This is a genomic window from Methylonatrum kenyense (genome assembly GCF_023195885.1).
Classification (GTDB): Bacteria; Pseudomonadota; Gammaproteobacteria; order Nitrococcales; family Aquisalimonadaceae; genus Methylonatrum; species Methylonatrum kenyense.
On the sequence record NZ_JALPKO010000011.1, the window covers coordinates 52478 to 67927 of the forward strand.

The 15450-nt window shown below is 61.4% G+C and carries 14 protein-coding genes and 1 tRNA gene; 5 read left to right on the forward strand and 10 right to left on the reverse strand.

Translation table 11 applies throughout. The features are described from left to right. Positions 1 to 33: 33 nt before the first annotated feature. From M0534_RS12325 to M0534_RS12340, 4 genes are read right to left on the reverse strand one after another with little or no spacing between them, the layout of a single operon-like run. Positions 34 to 1302 carry a type IV pilus modification PilV family protein gene (locus tag M0534_RS12325; protein ID WP_248568741.1) on the reverse strand — a complete coding sequence of 423 codons (1269 nt, stop codon included), beginning with the start codon at positions 1300 to 1302 and terminating at the stop codon, positions 34 to 36. A 25-nt stretch (positions 1303 to 1327) separates the two neighbouring features. Next, entirely contained in the window at positions 1328 to 2563 is a 1236-nt protein-coding gene (locus M0534_RS12330; RefSeq protein WP_248568742.1) for a pilus assembly PilX family protein, read from the reverse strand. An 18-nt stretch (positions 2564 to 2581) separates the two neighbouring features. Then, positions 2582 to 3394, reverse strand: a complete 813-nt coding sequence (locus M0534_RS12335) for a PilW family protein (RefSeq protein ID WP_248568743.1) — start codon at positions 3392 to 3394, stop codon at positions 2582 to 2584. Next, positions 3388 to 3927 (reverse strand): GspH/FimT family pseudopilin, encoded by a 540-nt coding sequence (locus M0534_RS12340; protein ID WP_248568744.1) that lies wholly within the window; start codon positions 3925 to 3927, stop codon positions 3388 to 3390. Before M0534_RS12340 ends, M0534_RS12335 begins: the two co-directional genes overlap by 7 nt. A gap of 219 nt (positions 3928 to 4146) precedes the next feature. Between M0534_RS12340 and M0534_RS12345 the strand changes: the two genes are divergently transcribed. After that, positions 4147 to 4548, forward strand: coding sequence for a type IV pilin protein (locus tag M0534_RS12345; protein ID WP_248568745.1), 402 nt, complete (start codon positions 4147 to 4149; stop codon positions 4546 to 4548). 30 nt (positions 4549 to 4578) lie between these two features. Here M0534_RS12345 and M0534_RS12350 read toward each other — a convergent pair whose 3' ends face one another. Together M0534_RS12350 and M0534_RS12355 are read right to left on the reverse strand one after the other, a co-directional pair. Further along, the gene (locus M0534_RS12350; protein WP_248568746.1) at positions 4579 to 5109 is read right to left on the reverse strand and encodes a GspH/FimT family pseudopilin; all 531 of its coding nucleotides are present in this window, start codon (positions 5107 to 5109) and stop codon (positions 4579 to 4581) included. A gap of 161 nt (positions 5110 to 5270) precedes the next feature. Then, positions 5271 to 5346 (reverse strand) — tRNA-Thr (locus M0534_RS12355). 178 nt (positions 5347 to 5524) lie between these two features. On the opposite strand from M0534_RS12355, the gene M0534_RS12360 reads away from it, so the two are divergent. Both M0534_RS12360 and M0534_RS12365 read left to right on the forward strand, forming a co-directional pair. Beyond that, a complete protein-coding gene (locus M0534_RS12360) occupies positions 5525 to 6334 on the forward strand; it encodes an undecaprenyl-diphosphate phosphatase (protein WP_248568747.1) in 810 nt (269 codons plus the stop codon). 72 nt (positions 6335 to 6406) lie between these two features. Beyond that, entirely contained in the window at positions 6407 to 7762 is a 1356-nt protein-coding gene (locus tag M0534_RS12365) for an O-antigen ligase family protein (RefSeq protein ID WP_248568748.1), read from the forward strand. On the opposite strand, the gene M0534_RS12370 is transcribed toward M0534_RS12365, so the two are convergent. After that, a complete protein-coding gene (locus M0534_RS12370; RefSeq protein WP_248568749.1) occupies positions 7748 to 8659 on the reverse strand; it encodes a UTP--glucose-1-phosphate uridylyltransferase in 912 nt (303 codons plus the stop codon). The two genes, M0534_RS12365 and M0534_RS12370, sit on opposite strands and share 15 nt — an antisense overlap. A gap of 14 nt (positions 8660 to 8673) precedes the next feature. Next, positions 8674 to 9135: an arsenate reductase/protein-tyrosine-phosphatase family protein gene (locus tag M0534_RS12375; protein ID WP_248568750.1), complete on the reverse strand. Its 462-nt coding sequence runs from the start codon at positions 9133 to 9135 to the stop codon at positions 8674 to 8676. Between the two features lie 208 nt (positions 9136 to 9343). Between M0534_RS12375 and M0534_RS12380 the strand changes: the two genes are divergently transcribed. Next, a complete protein-coding gene (locus tag M0534_RS12380) occupies positions 9344 to 10837 on the forward strand; it encodes a DUF2868 domain-containing protein (RefSeq protein WP_248568751.1) in 1494 nt (497 codons plus the stop codon). Further along, positions 10834 to 12231, forward strand: coding sequence for a GTPase/DUF3482 domain-containing protein (locus M0534_RS12385; protein WP_248568752.1), 1398 nt, complete (start codon positions 10834 to 10836; stop codon positions 12229 to 12231). Before M0534_RS12380 ends, M0534_RS12385 begins: the two co-directional genes overlap by 4 nt. Positions 12232 to 12256: 25 nt before the next feature. Here the strand turns inward: M0534_RS12385 and M0534_RS12390 are convergent, their stop codons facing one another. Both M0534_RS12390 and M0534_RS12395 read right to left on the reverse strand, forming a co-directional pair. After that, complete coding sequence (locus M0534_RS12390) at positions 12257 to 12583, reverse strand: copper-binding protein (RefSeq protein WP_248568753.1); 327 nt, start codon at positions 12581 to 12583, stop codon at positions 12257 to 12259. A 52-nt stretch (positions 12584 to 12635) separates the two neighbouring features. Continuing rightward, positions 12636 to 15450, reverse strand: a 2815-nt coding sequence (locus tag M0534_RS12395; RefSeq protein ID WP_248568754.1) for an efflux RND transporter permease subunit, incomplete at its 5' end; no start/stop codon positions are given.

Here is a 15450-nt window from a genome sequence, read left to right on the forward strand (position 1 = left end):
ATGGCACCATTTCTAATCGCTCGCGCGTGGTTATTAAAGACTGTCGCAATTACCGCCCGGTATACAATAGTTAAAGCCACTGTTCATGAAAAAAATGTCCGGATTTCCGAATACCTCGTCACTAGCAGACGTTAAGGCATCTCCGCAATCGTCACTGTCCGTTATCAGAAAATCATGCCCCAAGTCGTCGTCAGAGGAGAAATCTTCGCCAAACCCAAGATCGGTCAAATCCATCTCCTCAATCGGGCGCCCGAAATCGACGCGCTCGACCCCTCGCTCCGGATGTCTACCGATCCCGATAGCTTTTTCCGAACCGGAATCGAAGCCACGATAACGTCTCACGGCACTCAGGAAGGGCTCCCGAGAATCCCAGCTCTCGATATCCGTTTCGTCTGGATCTCCAACACAGACGGACAAATCATCAAGAACACCCCCTGCCCGCGGTCGTAACTCAATATTTCCGTACCAACCCACACCGACAAAACATCGGTAAAAAATCGCGTCTACCTGCTCATTAGGTCCAGCCTGGGACCAGACCGTGTCCTCTTCCTCGAATATATTTGTCGTAACGCAGGATGCGCCCTCACCAGGGCCGATGAAATATTCCCTTAGATCCTCAGACGCTCCTGATTGAAGAACAACTCCACTAATCGTGCTGAAACCCGGATTTTCCGGCATTTCCATAATCAGTAAGAGACCGCCGTCCGGACCAACCACCTCCGTACGATCCCCCTCTCTCAAAACCTGCGTCCCATCCGGAAAACCTTCGACACTCTCCGGGCTCGCCATCGGTGTTTCACCGAACCCCGGTGTTCGCGCCATACCGGAAGATTTGGGAATCGGGTTCGGTGAAGGAAGCCGACCTCGCGCAAGGTTCACCGCGTTAATTGCCGTCTCGCTCAGAACATGAGTCGCGATGTTCAATTCCTGAAGATCACCACGAACATCTTGCCATGCAATAGAAACGTCCACGTTTAGCTGCCGTTCGTTCTCGGCATCTTCTTCAACGTTTAAATCGACATCAAATGTAGCGTTGACTCCCTCTACGCCTGTTCGCGGGTGATCACTCATCACTTCAAGAATTTCGGCACCACTCAATGAGTTCCTTACCCGCTCCACCGTAGAGTCCGCCAGTTGGATAGCCTCTGCCCTGGCCTTCGACTCTCCAGTTGCAGCCGTAATTTCACCGTGCATCCGGAACACAGCCAGAAGTCCAATCGAGATGATTGCCACGCCGATAAGTGCATCGATTAGACTTATTCCCCGACAAGCTTTGTGGTTCCGCAACTTGGCTGTAATCATTATTTCTTCCTAGCTAGTAAACGCGTCAGTCAGTCGAAATCCAATCTCTCCACGAACCTGAGTCGGCTGATCGAATACCGGAACCTCCAGCTCGCTGGACTGCTAACGGATCAAAAATAAAACTGGGCGTACCAAATATATCCGTTTCCGTTTCTTCAAAAATTCCGTCACCTTCCACAATCACAGAGCCGTAAAAAACCGGATTACCGCGCGCTGTCAGATCTCCCGTCACATACAAAATCCCATGAAACTCTTCGAAATTTCCTCGAACTGTAAGGTTTCCGTCGACAATCACGACAGCGGGGTTTTCCCTAGAACCGACGGAACCGTCTAGCCTGGCAGAGCCATCGACCCAGGTCACCTGGCCCCACATGCTCTCGTCAATACTAATATTCCCGCCATTCAAGCTATGTGAAACCATCGTTTCTCGGTAGTCACTCTTCCCCATGCCCAGAAACCCTTCAAAAAACTCGTCTTCACCGATCTGTAACGCCTTGTCTTCAAAAAGCTCCCGACTCCCTTCTCTCGCACGGTGATCTCTGTCACGCATTGACCTCCGATCATAAAAATCATCACCTGGAGGTGGAACCGGGTCACTTAATGCTGGCGGTTCGGACCCCGGAAACCGAGTGTACAGGCCCGCTGCATTACCGCTTATTATCGGTTCCGAGCCCGTTCGAATCGTCTGATCACGATATGCGTTATATATATTGGCGTTACCCCTAAAATCGACCATTCCGCGGGCGATAAAAGGCACGTCCGGCTCACTTGCGACGGTCGGACCCGCGCGCATACTTACCATGATTGCCTTTCTAGACGATCGGTCGTCACTCCAGCCGCAACTAAGGATTACTGCCTCTCTCAAATCTGAAGCCCTAAACCCTTCCACCGCTGACGTCGGGAATGTCGCCGTCGGGAGGGCTGGACACAAATCGTCTAGTCCGGAAAAGGTTTCCCCCGCCACATCGAGTGTTAGAAAAACTGTTCGATACGTAGCGCGTCCGTTCTCATCGGCATCTGGCCGAAGGTCATCAGGAGTGTTACTAATTTGCATGTGGGCCATTGCCCGCTCGACACCACCTTGTGCCGCGAAGGCAGTCTGTTTCATGCGGAGTTCGTTAGCAGACATCCTCTGTTCCAGAATCCCTGTCTGAGCCGTGAAAAGCACAACAAGGGTCACGGCGACAAGAAAAACAATCGCCGTGAAAACCGTAACGACACCACGTTGGCCCCTACCAAAAAACTGATTGGTCTCATTCATGGGTAACATTGCCCCAACCTACGGTTCAAAAATCCGGTTATTCTTCACGCCAACAATTTCCTCGAAAGATATTGTTGATTCCGGATTCGTCGCGTGATCCGCTCGCATAATAATACGCACACGGCGTGACTCAATTGATATATCCTCTTCGCCAGCCGTTCCCTCGTCACATGCGCTTTCTTCGCCGGATGAGGAAAACGTCAGACAGACGGAGGAGTCCATATCGAAGCGCAACTCTCGGATACGAGTTGTATCGTGGTCTGTTAAGCGAACCCATTGCGCGGATCCCGGCGGGCTGTCTCCGCAGTTATCAGTTGAATTCACGTCTCCAGCAGGGTCACTTAGCATTTCCAATTGGTCGCCGCTCTGCCGGTAGCCAAAGACAAATTGTGTCCCTGCATCACCCGGCCATGTCGCGTCTTGACCGGGATTATAGGAAAAGGTGGGGTCATAACTGAGCATGACACATCTTCCATCGTTCAAAACCTGAATATTCCGAATGCCATCAGGAACACTCGATTGGCCTGGCCAGGATGCTTGAGTTGTCATGAACGGGTTCAGTGGTGGCCGACCATTTCGCCCTTCAATATGAGACGGATGCGAATAACCAGACCGACGAATATCGGCAGCCATGAGATCCATCGCAATACGGGTTTCCTGCGTCAGGCGGGCTTCGGCGGTAACGAATGCTGCGCCGCGGATTACCGTTATGTATAGTGCAATGATCGCCCCGACAGCGACTAAACCCACGACGAGACCGACCATTAGCTCGACCAGGGTGAAACCGCCAGATTTAGGTTTAAACGCCAACTGATTTATTCTCCTTAGCATTGGCGGTATGCTCCTAAGGGTCTGTCCACACCGCAAAGTCTTGGGCGCCCTATCGGATTAACCTCAAGTCGCATCTGAAAATTGTTTGGAGACGAGGTAAACGTAATCGATCGAGCCTGACCGCCCAGCAATGTGCCGCGAACAGAATCGAATTCTATTACGCCATCATTGACACCATCGCTTTCCATTGCGATGTTTCTAAACGCTTCGTTTGACGTCCGGATTTCCGAAGGCTCCTCATTACCCGCAAGAACGAGGGAACAACTTCCGGTTTCGCTGCAGCTGCAAGGCCCCTGGGAACTGATCCCATGGCACCATTCACCGCCGTTACCTTCGCTCACCAGGAAAATGTTACGTCCCTGCTTTATCGCCTCGGTTCGGGCGAGCTGCACGTGATTAAGCATATCTTCGGCTGCGCCGATCGTGCGCCTCTGCTCGATCTGATTGAATGCGGGAATTGCCACGGTTACGAGAATCGCAAGCACCGCTATCGTGACCAACAGTTCAATAAGCGTAAAACCGTCTCGCGTCATGATGTGTTGTCAATCCCTTGGCGGAGGCGCAGTGGGTAACAAGGTTTTGGGTCTCCTTGTCAGTATACGGAGTCTCCATGCCCCAAGATATTGGTTTCACGGGGGTGATTGACCACTCAGACCGCGGATTCAACCGCCCATCGGAAAGCTGGTTTGAGACCGGGTGCCTGTGATCAAATACGAGACGAGAGTTCGAATATTGGATTTGGGGGCTAATTTATGACTCGGTGGCGAGATAGCTTCATTGGCTTTACCCTCATCGAGTTGATGATAGTCGTCGCTGTGGTCGCCATCCTCGCGGCAATCGCCTACCCATCTTATGAGAGGTATGTACTGCGCTCTCAGCGGGCGGACGCACACGACGCAATCCTGCGCATCCAGTTGGCACAGGAGCGATGGCGTGCAAATAATGCAACGTATGCGGCGGAAGGCGAGTTACCCGAGGAGCTTTTAACCTCTTCCGACGAACATTACACGTTGGGCGTGTCAGGCGAATCTGGATCTAGTTACACCATTACGGCAACGCCACAGGGGCGCCAGGGCAACGACGCATGTGAAAGCATCACGCTGGAGGTCACCGGAGGAACGTCCAACCGAGGGCCTCGAGACGAATGTTGGTAAAAGGCGAGGGAGCACGTTCTTTCCGTCATTCTAAAGGCAATGCAACACCTCACTCCGCGGGCGCCCAACCGCACTCACAATAACTCGCCTGCCCTCCGCCGATGCGCAGACCTGGATACTCCCCATCTGCAGTGCGCCGTTAAGCCGCTGCGTTGTCCCGCGCTCGACGTACGACACGTAGCGCCTTACCGGCGTGTTGGCGGTGATCGTTATTCCCCGCACGTCCATATCCTGGAAAGCAATCAAGGCATCCTCATCGCTTGGCTCGCCCACGGCCGTTGGGTCGGCGAAAAGCAGCCAGCCAGCGGACCAGTCGCCATCATCCCGGCAGGAAAGCCCGTCACTTGAAGGGCAAACAGTGACTCGGTGGCCACGCTTCAGAGCTTCACTACGGGCGTAGTGCATGGAATTGAGCAGGCTGTTGGTGGCGCCGATCATGCGTTGGCGATCGACGAACTGGGTCATGCGGGGGACCGCCATCGAGGCGAGGATGCCAAGCACGGCCAGTGCTACAACAAGTTCGATCAGGCTCAGTCCCGAGCCACGAAGTCGGGTGTGCATCTTGTCTCCTCCCTGAGAACAAGCACACCGGAAAGGCTAGTCGACGATCTCACAGGCGGCCACCGTCCTGCGCGCGGCTCGTATCTGCCCCCACAGAGAGGTTCGCGCTGTCTACACAAACAAAACGGCCCGCCCGGATTTCGGGCAGGCCGTTAATTTTCTGGTGCCGGCGAGAGGAGTCGAACCCCCGACCTACTGATTACGAATCAGTTGCTCTACCAACTGAGCTACGCCGGCAAATCTGTAAGGATGCGGAGTATACCGAGGGGCTGGACGGCGAACAATCACACCATGACAGGCGCGGGGATACACATCGTCCCTGCAAAACCTGCGTGCTAGCATCCGCGTTTCGCTGACGGACTGGCGCCGATTCTGGCGCTGCACGTTTCTCCAAACCGCGCGAGCGCCGCACCGCATGAGCTTTCTCGAAATCTTCGTCCTCGCCATCGTGCAGGGGCTGACCGAATTCCTGCCCATTTCCAGCGCCGGCCATCTGATCCTGGTTCCGCTTCTGACCGGCTGGGAAGACCAGGGCCTGGCATTCGATCTGGCGGTGCATGTGGGCAGCCTGCTGGCGGTGCTGATGTACTTCCGGAAGGAACTTCATGTCATCACCTACGATTGGTGCCAGTCGGTGGCGACACGGCGGCAGACGCCGAATTCGCGTCTCGGTTGGGCGGTGCTCTGGGGTACGGTGCCGGTTGGCATCTTCGGCTTGCTGCTGAAGGACCTGGTGGAGGTCACGCTGCGCACGCCGGAAGTGGGCGCCATTGTCATCGCCTGCTCGCTGATCGGCTTCGGCCTGCTGCTGGGGCTGGCGGACTGGAAGTTCCGGGGCGAGCGTTCCGAATACGAGATGACCTGGAAGGATATCGCCATTATCGGCTTCGCCCAGGCCATCGCGCTGATCCCCGGCACATCACGTTCGGGCATCACCATGACCGCAGCCCTCTTCGTGGGCATGAGTCGCGACGCCGCCGCGCGCTTTTCCTTTCTGCTGTCGATCCCGGTCATCGTCCTGGCCAGCGGCCTGCAGGTGATCGATCTGGTTCGTGACAGCAGCGGCGTGGCATGGGGTGCGATGGGGCTTGGCATCATCCTGTCGGGCATCAGCGCCTACCTTTGCATCCATTACTTCCTGACCTTCATCAAGCGCATCGGCATGCAGCCTTTCGTGGCTTATCGCGTCGTGCTGGGCATCATTCTGCTGATGATTTTCCTTTGAAGAAGCGGGTGCAGGCCGGCGATTTTCGGTAACCTTGATGATTTAGATTCCCGACGCCGGTTGACCGTCCCCATGCACCACATCGCCCCGCGCCTGCGCGGTCCGCTGCCCGACACACTTAGCCTCTGTGGCCTCTTCGCCGCGGCATTGCTAGCGGGCGCCCATTGGTATGGTTTTCTCGGCGCGATGGCGGTGCTGACCCTGGCGACGCTGCTTGATGTCCGCCGGGCCTGGCCGCACCTACGACGGCAGCCGCTTTTCTGGCTGGCGATCGCACTGACCGTCTACATCCTGATACACACGCCGCTGGCCGTGCGTGAGTTCCCGGTGCTGGCGCAGAACACCTTCCCCGACTGGACCGACCTGCTGGCAATCAGCGGTCTGCTCTCGATCATTGCCGGCTACTGGCTGGCCCGCCATCTGCGCCTCTATCCCTATCTGCTGGCGGTCACGGCGGCTGGCATTGCCATCGGCCTGGCACTCGGAATCGAGTGGCAGAACCTCTGGGAGCGCGGTCTGGGCGTGCGGCGGGACTGGGGTTACATGCCGGAACAGGTGGGGCTTCTCTCCGCGATGGGCTTTCTCGGCTGCGTGGTGCAGTTCCTGCGCCAGCTTGCTGATCGGCAACACCGCCATAACAGCCGCATCCTTCGCGCCCTGCCCTGGTTTCTGGCTGCGCTGGCCTTCGCCATCGTGCTGTACGGCACGCAGACGCGGGCAACCTGGATTGCGGCGGCGGTGCTCGCGCTGATCTACATGGGCTGGCATCTGCTGGTATCACTTCGGCAACGGCAGGGTTTGCGCTCGGGCATTGCCGCCCTGTGTGTTCTGGCCGTTGGTGTTGCCGCACTGGTGCAACTGGATGGCGGCGAACGGCTGGAACGCCGCTTGAGCGCCGGGCCGGATACCGTTGCCGCCCTGGTCATGCTGGACCGTGAGGGGGTCTACCGCAGCAATCCCTCGCTGGGCGTACGCCTGAACATGTGGACCGAAGCCATGCGCGCATTCAGCCAGCGCCCGATTCTGGGCTGGGGCATCGGTGCCAAGGTGGTCACCGATTCACAGGCCCAACTGGACGTGGGCTGGCGGCAACCGCAGTACCATAATCTGTACCTGGAATTCCTGCTGGGGCTGGGACTGGTCGGCTTTCTGCTGTTTCTCGCCATCTGTGCGTTGCTGATCCGCCCCTTGCTGCCCGCCCCGTTTGCGCGAACCCATCCCGGCATCGGCGGTGACCCGCCAGCGCCCAGCCGCACCATCCTCTCCCTGTGCGCTGCCCTGACCGCCTTTGCCGTGCTGTTCGAGTTGCAGGTGGGGCACCCGTTCAGTCGGGCCATGGTGATCTGGCTGATGGCGCTGCTCGCGGGCCTGGCGCTGCATCGCCCGGCAGGTGATGCGGTGCCGGAAGCCCGCTCAGGCGCCGTCTGAAGGGGAATCCAGCCGTCCCGAGGCCAGCAGTTGCCGCAAATAGGCACGGGTCTCGCGCCGCAGGTCCGGACGCCGCAGGGCGTAGGCGAGGGTCGCCTGCAGATAGCCGAGCCGCGTGCCGCAATCGAAGCGTTCGCCCACGTACTCGTAGGCGTACACGCCTTCGGAGGTGAGCAGCCTTGCGATGGCGTCGGTGAGCTGAATCTGGCCGTCGGCGTCCGGCGGCATACCCTCGAGTGCATCCAGAATCGCCGGCGTGAAGACGTATCGCCCGATCACGCCAAGCCGTGACGGCGCCCGCGACGGATCCGGCTTCTCGACGATCGCGTCCACATTGTGCAGCCGACCGTCGCCCGCCCGGACACCGACGATCCCGTAAAGGCTTGTCCTGTCGTCCGGGACGCGCTGCACGCCGATCACCGAGGCGTGATTCCAGCTGAAGGCATCCATCAGTTGCGATAATGCCGGCCTGCCATTGGAGGCGGCAATCAGCTCGTCGGCCAGCACCACGGCGAATGGTTCGCCGCCGATCGCGGCACGGGCGCAGAGCACTGCATGACCAAGGCCCAGCGGGCGGGGCTGGCGCACGAACAGGCAGCGAACATGGGCAGGCGTGGTTCCCCGGGTTGCGTTGAGGAGGTCCTGCTTCTCCGCCTGCTGCAGGCGCTGTTCCAGTTCCTTCGCGCGGTCGAAATGATCGGCAACGGCCCGACTCGTGCGGCCGGTGACAAAGATCAGATTTTCGGCGCCGGAGGCCACCGCCTCTTCCACCGCGTACTGGATCAGCGGCTTGTCCAGCACCGGCAGCATGACCTTCGGGCTGGCCTTGGTGGCGGGCAGGAAGTCGGTGCCATGCCCGGCCACCGGGAAAACCACCGTCCGAACGTGATCAGTCACGGCGCCCCTGGCACTCAAACAAGGCGTTTCACCCAGTCGTCAACCGCCTGCTCGATCCGCTCCACCACCTCCAGGTAGGTTTGGGGGTCCTTGCCGGCGGGGTTGTTGACCACCAGATCCGACCAGTGCCCAAGCGTGTAGATGCGGCCCCGCAACTGCGGGATGCGCCGTTCGATCCAGAGCTTCTGGCCCTTCTCCATGACAAAGATCAGATCATGCGCCTGGCCAAGCTCCAGCGTCAGGGTTGGCTGCTCCTCGCCGTTCAATGACAGCCCCCGTTCCCGCATCAGTGCTACCGCCTGCGGGTCAGCCGGCGACTGATCCTGTGTACCGATGCCAGCGGCATTGACAGTGAACGCACCATCATCCGGCAGTTTATCGGTCAGGAGGGCTGCAGTTATCAGGGCACGGCAGCGGTCAGCACCGCCAACCACAAGTAGTTTGCGGAACATGGCTCCGGCTTGCAGCGTCGACATGCGTGTCTTCCGACCTCTTGAAAGGAAAGTTCGCCGCACCGTCGAACGAGGGCCGAGCACGGGCCACCGCGGTTGAACAACCGGAGCAGCGGAACGGCCAATCGATCAAGGGGCACATGCGATATAACCCAATCACCTTATGGTGACGATAAGTGGGACGCAAGCATCCATCCTTGCAGTCGTGAACTGCTTCCGTTATCACCGCTGCATGACACGACTGCGCCAACTGCTGCTCGCCGAATCGCTGCGCCATCACCCCCGGAGCAAAACCGTTCCCGGCGAGCCGGAAAGCCTGCGAGAGATCGCGAACCAGAGCACAACGGTCGAGGATCGACTTTTCCGTCTGGCCCGCGCGCACCCCTCTGCCGATGCCCTCAGACCCCTGATTGATCGATTGCTGCAGGGTCTGCGCTTGTTTGCCCTTGGAACTGTCATGCTCGGCGGCCTGCTCGGACTTGGCGCCGCCGGCTCGGCCCTGGGTACCGGCGGCACGCGGCAGGTCGAAGCCCTGCTGCTGTTGTTGCTGCTGCTCGGGCCACCGCTGTTCGCACTGGGGTTGCTGCTCATTCTGCGAGTCTGGCGCCGCCAGGTGCGCGGCCAGGCAATCGGCGGCCTGGCCGGCCTGCTACTCACGCCGACCCTGGCGGGTCTGTTGCGGCTGCATGGCGGCAGCCCGGAGGACCGGCAGGCGGTCGCCCAGGGCTCCCGGGCCGTCGCCGCCCAGCATGGAGCCGGCCTTCGGCTGCTGACTCTGTATGCCCACCTGCTATGGGGTGCCTACGCGTCAAGCGCCCTGCTCGCCTGTTTCCTGATCCTGACATTCTCCCAGTACGACTTTGTCTGGGGCAGCACCCTTTTCGACGCCGAACCGATCCTGAACCTGCTACTGGCCATCGGCTGGCTGCCCGGACTGCTGGGCTTTCCGGTACCGGACGCGGCGGTGCTGGACCAGACGCGGCAAGGCATCGGCAGCGTCAGCGCGGCCGCGCGCAGCACCTGGGGCTGGTTCCTGTTTGGCGCGATCCTGGTATACGGCCTGCTGCCGCGGCTGGTATTGGCCATCGGCACACTGCTGGGCCTGCGCCGCGCGGTCAACCGCCTGGCGCTGGATATCGCCCTGCCCCATTACCAGCGGCAACTGCTGGATCTCCGCGGGGCCGCCGGCGAACTGGACCGCCACGGCGCCTCACCGCCCGACCCGGCATCGAACACGGGCGGTGAGGCGCCGCGGGTCTTTGGCAATGGCCCGCATTACGCACTGGTCGGCCTGGAACTGGATCAGGCAGGCGACTGGCCGCCGGCATTCTGTGGTGCCGACTGCCTTGCCCTTGCCCATATCCGAACGCGGCAGGACCTGCGCCAGGCGGAGAGCGCGTTGCGGGGGCTGAGCCCGCGCCCGGTCTTTCTGGTGATCCTGGTGTCGTTGTTGCGCAGCCCCGACCGTGGCAGCGCTGATCGCCTGCACCGGCTCATCCAGGCCGGCGGCGTGCCGGCGCTGCTCCTGCTGGGTGAACACCATAGTTTTGTGGAACGTGGCGGCGACGTATCCCGGCGCGCGGCGGACTGGTGGCAACACGCGTCCCGCGCTGGTGCGCTGGCTCACCTGGTCGCCGACGAGGCAAGCCTGCGGCGGCTGGACCGGGACCAGATGCAGGCGATGCTGCGCGGCGCCGGAACCGGTGAACGAGGCGAAGCCCCATGAACGATCCGCGGCGCCCCCGGACAAGCTTCACCGAATTGCATATCCTGCTGGCCGGTCACACCAATGTCGGCAAGACATCGTTGCTGCGCACGCTGGGACGGCTATCGGACTTCGGCGAGGTCTCCGCCTCGCCCTCCACCACCCGCCAGATCCAGCCGCTGCCGTTGATCGAGACCGATCAACTTCGCATCGTCTTTTTCGATTCCCCCGGGCTGGAGCAGACGGAGCCCCTGCTGGAGCAACTGGACGCCGGTCCGGACCGGCGGCATAGCCACAGCCAGCGTCTGCGCGCCCTGCTCGATGAGCCGGCGCTGCAGCACACCGCGGAGCAGGAACTGCGCGTGCTGCGGCAGGCCCTGGACTGCGATGCCTGCCTGTTCGTCATCGATGCCCGCGAACCGGTGCTGGAGAAGTACCTGGATGAACTGTTCATCCTGTCGCGCACCGGGCGCCCTCTGCTTCCCCTGCTCAATTTCACGGCAGCGGCGGATAGTCGTGAACAGGAATGGCGCGACGCGCTGCGCTCCCAGGGTCACGCGGTCACGGTGGCCTTCGACGCAGTGGTTTACAGCTGGGAGTCGGAACGCAGGCTGTATCGCAGCCTGGCTGCCGTGTTCCCGGCGGCCGAACAGGCACTGGACGAACTTGTCCGGCTGCGCTCCCGGGAGACGGACTGGCGGCTGGATGCCGCATGCGAGGCGCTCGCTTCCGGCCTGATCGGCCTTGCCGCAGCCAGACGGCAGGCCAGGGCGGACGATGCGACGGCCATGCAGGCCGCGCGCGATGCCCTCGCGAGCGATGCACGCGAGGGCGAGCAACAGACCATCACCCGCATTCTCGCCGCCTTCAGCTACAACCCGGAGATTCTTGGCGGCGCACTGCACGAAGACGTGACCGATGGCCGTTGGCAGAGTGACCCACTTTCGGCCAGCACGCTGCGTTACTACGGTATCAAGTCCGTGGGCCCGGTGATGTCCGGCCTGGTGGCGGGTGGCACCGTCGACATCGCGGCCGGTGGCACCTCGCTCGGACTGGGTACGCTGACCGGCGGCCTGCTCGGCGCCGGGGTCGCTGGCCGGCAGCGACTGCGTACTGCGCTGGACCGGCACTTGCGGGGTGTCGAGACAGTGGTGCTGAACGAAGCGGTGCTGCGCCTGATCGGCAGTCGCAACCTGCAACTGATCGTCCGGCTGCAACAGCGCGGCCACGCGGATCAGGCGCCGCTTGCGGCGGCAAACGGTCAGCCGCCGTCTGGCCTGTTCCAGAAGGGCTTGCCACGCGCCCTGATCAAGGCACGGGAACATCCCGCCTGGCAACAGGCCGACGGCGACCAGGACAACAACCGGACACGTGCCGTCGCAGAGCTGCAGACGGAACTGAAACGCGCGATATGACGCGAGCTCCGCTGACGTCACTCATTCAGTCAAGTAACTGCAGATCGATGATCTCGTAGTCAGTCTCCCCGACCTGTTCCAGGGTGAAACGCACGCCATCGCCCGTTTCGAAACCACTGACCAGGTCTGCGTCCCGCAGCGGCAGGTCCATAGTCATGGCCGGCCACCGCAGCTCCGGAATGGGCTCATGGCTCAAAGTCACGGCGCGTGCCTCGGCATCGACCCCCTTCAGCACACCCTCGCCCCCAGCGGTCACGGCGCTACCGCCGTGGTGCGCCTCGTGGGCCGGCACCGGAACAGCGACAAGCGCTAGCATCAACGAAAGGAAGACAGCCTGGATTTTCTGACGCATTTCAATCACTCCTCGAGGTCACACACAGACACGGACAACGTTGGCGTGGCACTCAGGCACCGACCTTCCCCTGATCAGTCGCTGGAAGGCGGTAACGATGCCAGAGCCAGTAGAGCACCGGGATCAGCAGCAGGGAGACCAACGGCGCCGTGATCATCCCGCCGATCATTGGCGCAGCGATACGCTGCATTGCCTCGGAACCGGGGCCGCTGTCCATCAACAATGGCGACAAGCCCAATACCACGGTCAACGAGGTCATCGCCTTGGGCCGGACACGCATGACGGCGCCCTCGACAATCGCTTCCTTGAGCTCCTGCCGGTCCCGGGGCTGACGTTGATCCACCGCGTTCCGCACGTACATCAGCATGACCACCGCGAATTCGGTGGCCAGCCCGATGAGCAGAATGAAGCCCGCCGCCACGGCGACCGAAACCTCGTACCCCAGGCCGTAGAGCAGCCAGACCCCTCCCACGGCGGCGAACGGCAACGCCCCCATGAGCATCAGGGCCTCGGGGCTACTGCGGAAGCAGAGGTAGAGCAGCATGAAAATCAGCACCACGGTGACCGGGACCACGTAGGCAAGCCGCTCCTTGGCGCGCTCCATGTGCTCGTACTGCCCCGACCAGTGGATGGAGTACCCCGGCGGCAGACTCACCTGATCGGCCACGGCCCGCCGTGCCTCGTTGACGTAGGAGCCCAGGTCACGGTCGCGGATATCCACCACCACCCAACCGTTGAGCCGGGCGTTCTCGGTGCGGATCATCGCCGGTCCGTCGACGATCTCCACAGAGGCCAGTGACTCCAGCGCCAAGTGGGCTCCGTTGGGAGTCACCACCGGCAATTCCCGTAGCCGCTCCAGGGAGTCGCGCCAGTCCTGCGGATAACGCAGGTTCACCGGATAGCGCTCCAGCCCCTCCACCGTATTGGTGACATTCATACCCCCCACAGCCGCCTGGATGACCGACTGCAGTTCCATCACGCTCACCCCATGGCGCGCCGCCCGCTCGCGGTGAATGTCTACTTCCACGTAACGGCCCGTGGCGGTTCGGTCGGCATAGGCCGAGGCCGTGCCCGGTACGGTTTCCAGCACCTGCTCCACCTGCTGGCCGATCCGTTCAATTTCGGCCAGGTCGGGCCCGGCAATTTTCACCCCGACCGGGGACCGTATGCCGGTCGCGAGCATGTCGATGCGGGTCTTGATGGGCGGCACCCAGACGTTGGCCACGCCCGGAAACTGCACCGCCTCGTCCAATTCGCGGATGATGTCCTGCTTGGTCATCCCGTCGCGCCATTCATCCTGCGGCTTGAAGCGGATGACCGTCTCCAACATGCCAAGTGGTGCGGGGTCCGTGGCGGTGTCGGCCCGTCCGGCCTTGCCGAAGACGCGTTCCACCTCGGGTACCGAGGCGATCAGGCGATCGGTCTGCTGCAGGAACTCCCGCACCTTGTCAATGGAGACGCCCGGCTCCAGCGAGGGCATGTACATCAGGTCACCCTCGTCCAACTCGGGCATGAACTCGGTGCCCAGCTTGGAGGCCGGATAGATCATGGTGGCGGCCAGCAACACGGCTGCCCCCACCGTCACCCAGGGGTAGCGCAGCAGGCCATGCAGCACCGGCCGATAGCCGGCGATCAGCAGCCGGCTGATGGGGTGACGGGTCTCCGGGCGGATCCGCCCGCGCACCAGGTAACCCATCAGCACCGGCACCAGCGTGATCCCCAAGCCGGCGGCCGCGGCCATGGCGTAGGTGCCGGTAAAGGCCAGGGGCTTGAACATCCGCCCCTCCTGCCCCTCCAGTGCGAACAGTGGCAGGAAGCTCACGGTGATGATCAACAATGCGAAGAACAGGGGCCTCCCCGTTTCCCTGGCAGCCAGGGAGACGGTTTCCCAACGATCAGCGTTGGGCGATGCGCGCTCCAGCCTTTTATGCAGGTTCTCCACCATGACGATGGCCGCATCCACCATTGCCCCGATGGTGACGGCGATACCGCCCAGGGACATGATGTTTGCGTTGATCCCCTGCTGCTGCATGATCAGCAGCGCAGCCAGGATGCCGATGGGCAGGCTGACAATGGCCACAAGCGCCGAACGCAGATGCAACAGGAAGACCAGGGACACCGCCGCGATGATCAGGAACTCCTGCACCAGCTTGACAGAGAGGTTCCGGACCGATGCCTCGATCAGCGTGGAGCGGTCGTAGGTCTCCACGATTTCCACGCCCTCCGGCAAGCTGCCCCTGAGATCGTCCAGCCTCTCCTTCACCCGCTCGATGGTGGCCAGGGCGTTCTCGCCGTGGCGCATGACCACCAGGGCGCCGACTGTCTCGCCCTCACCGTCCAGTTCGGCGAGCCCGCGTCGGGCCTCCGGGCCCTTGCGGATTTCCGCGACGTCCTCCAGCAGCAGCGGGGTTCCGTCCTCGCTGGCCCCCACCGGGATGTGACCCAGGTCGCGCAGGCCGGTGAGATAGCCACGTGAGCGCACCATGTACTCGGCCTCGGCCATCTCCACCACCGAACCGCCCGCCTCGCGGTTACCGTCCTGAATCGCCTCTCGGATCTGGCTCAGGGTCAGGCCGTAGGCACGCGCACGGTTGGGGTCCAGCACCACCTGGTACTGGTTGACCATGCCGCCAAGCGTGGCCACCTCGGAGACACCGGACACCGACTGAAGCTCGAATTTCAGGAACCAGTCCTGAATGGAGCGCAATCGGGCAAGATCATGTTCACCGGTGCGGTCGACCAGGGCGTACTGGTACACCCAGCCCACCCCGGTGGCGTCCGGTCCCAGCGCCGGACGGGCATCACCGGGTAAGTCGGGCGCCACCTGGCTGAGGTACTCCAATACCCGCGAGCGCGCCCAGTAGGGA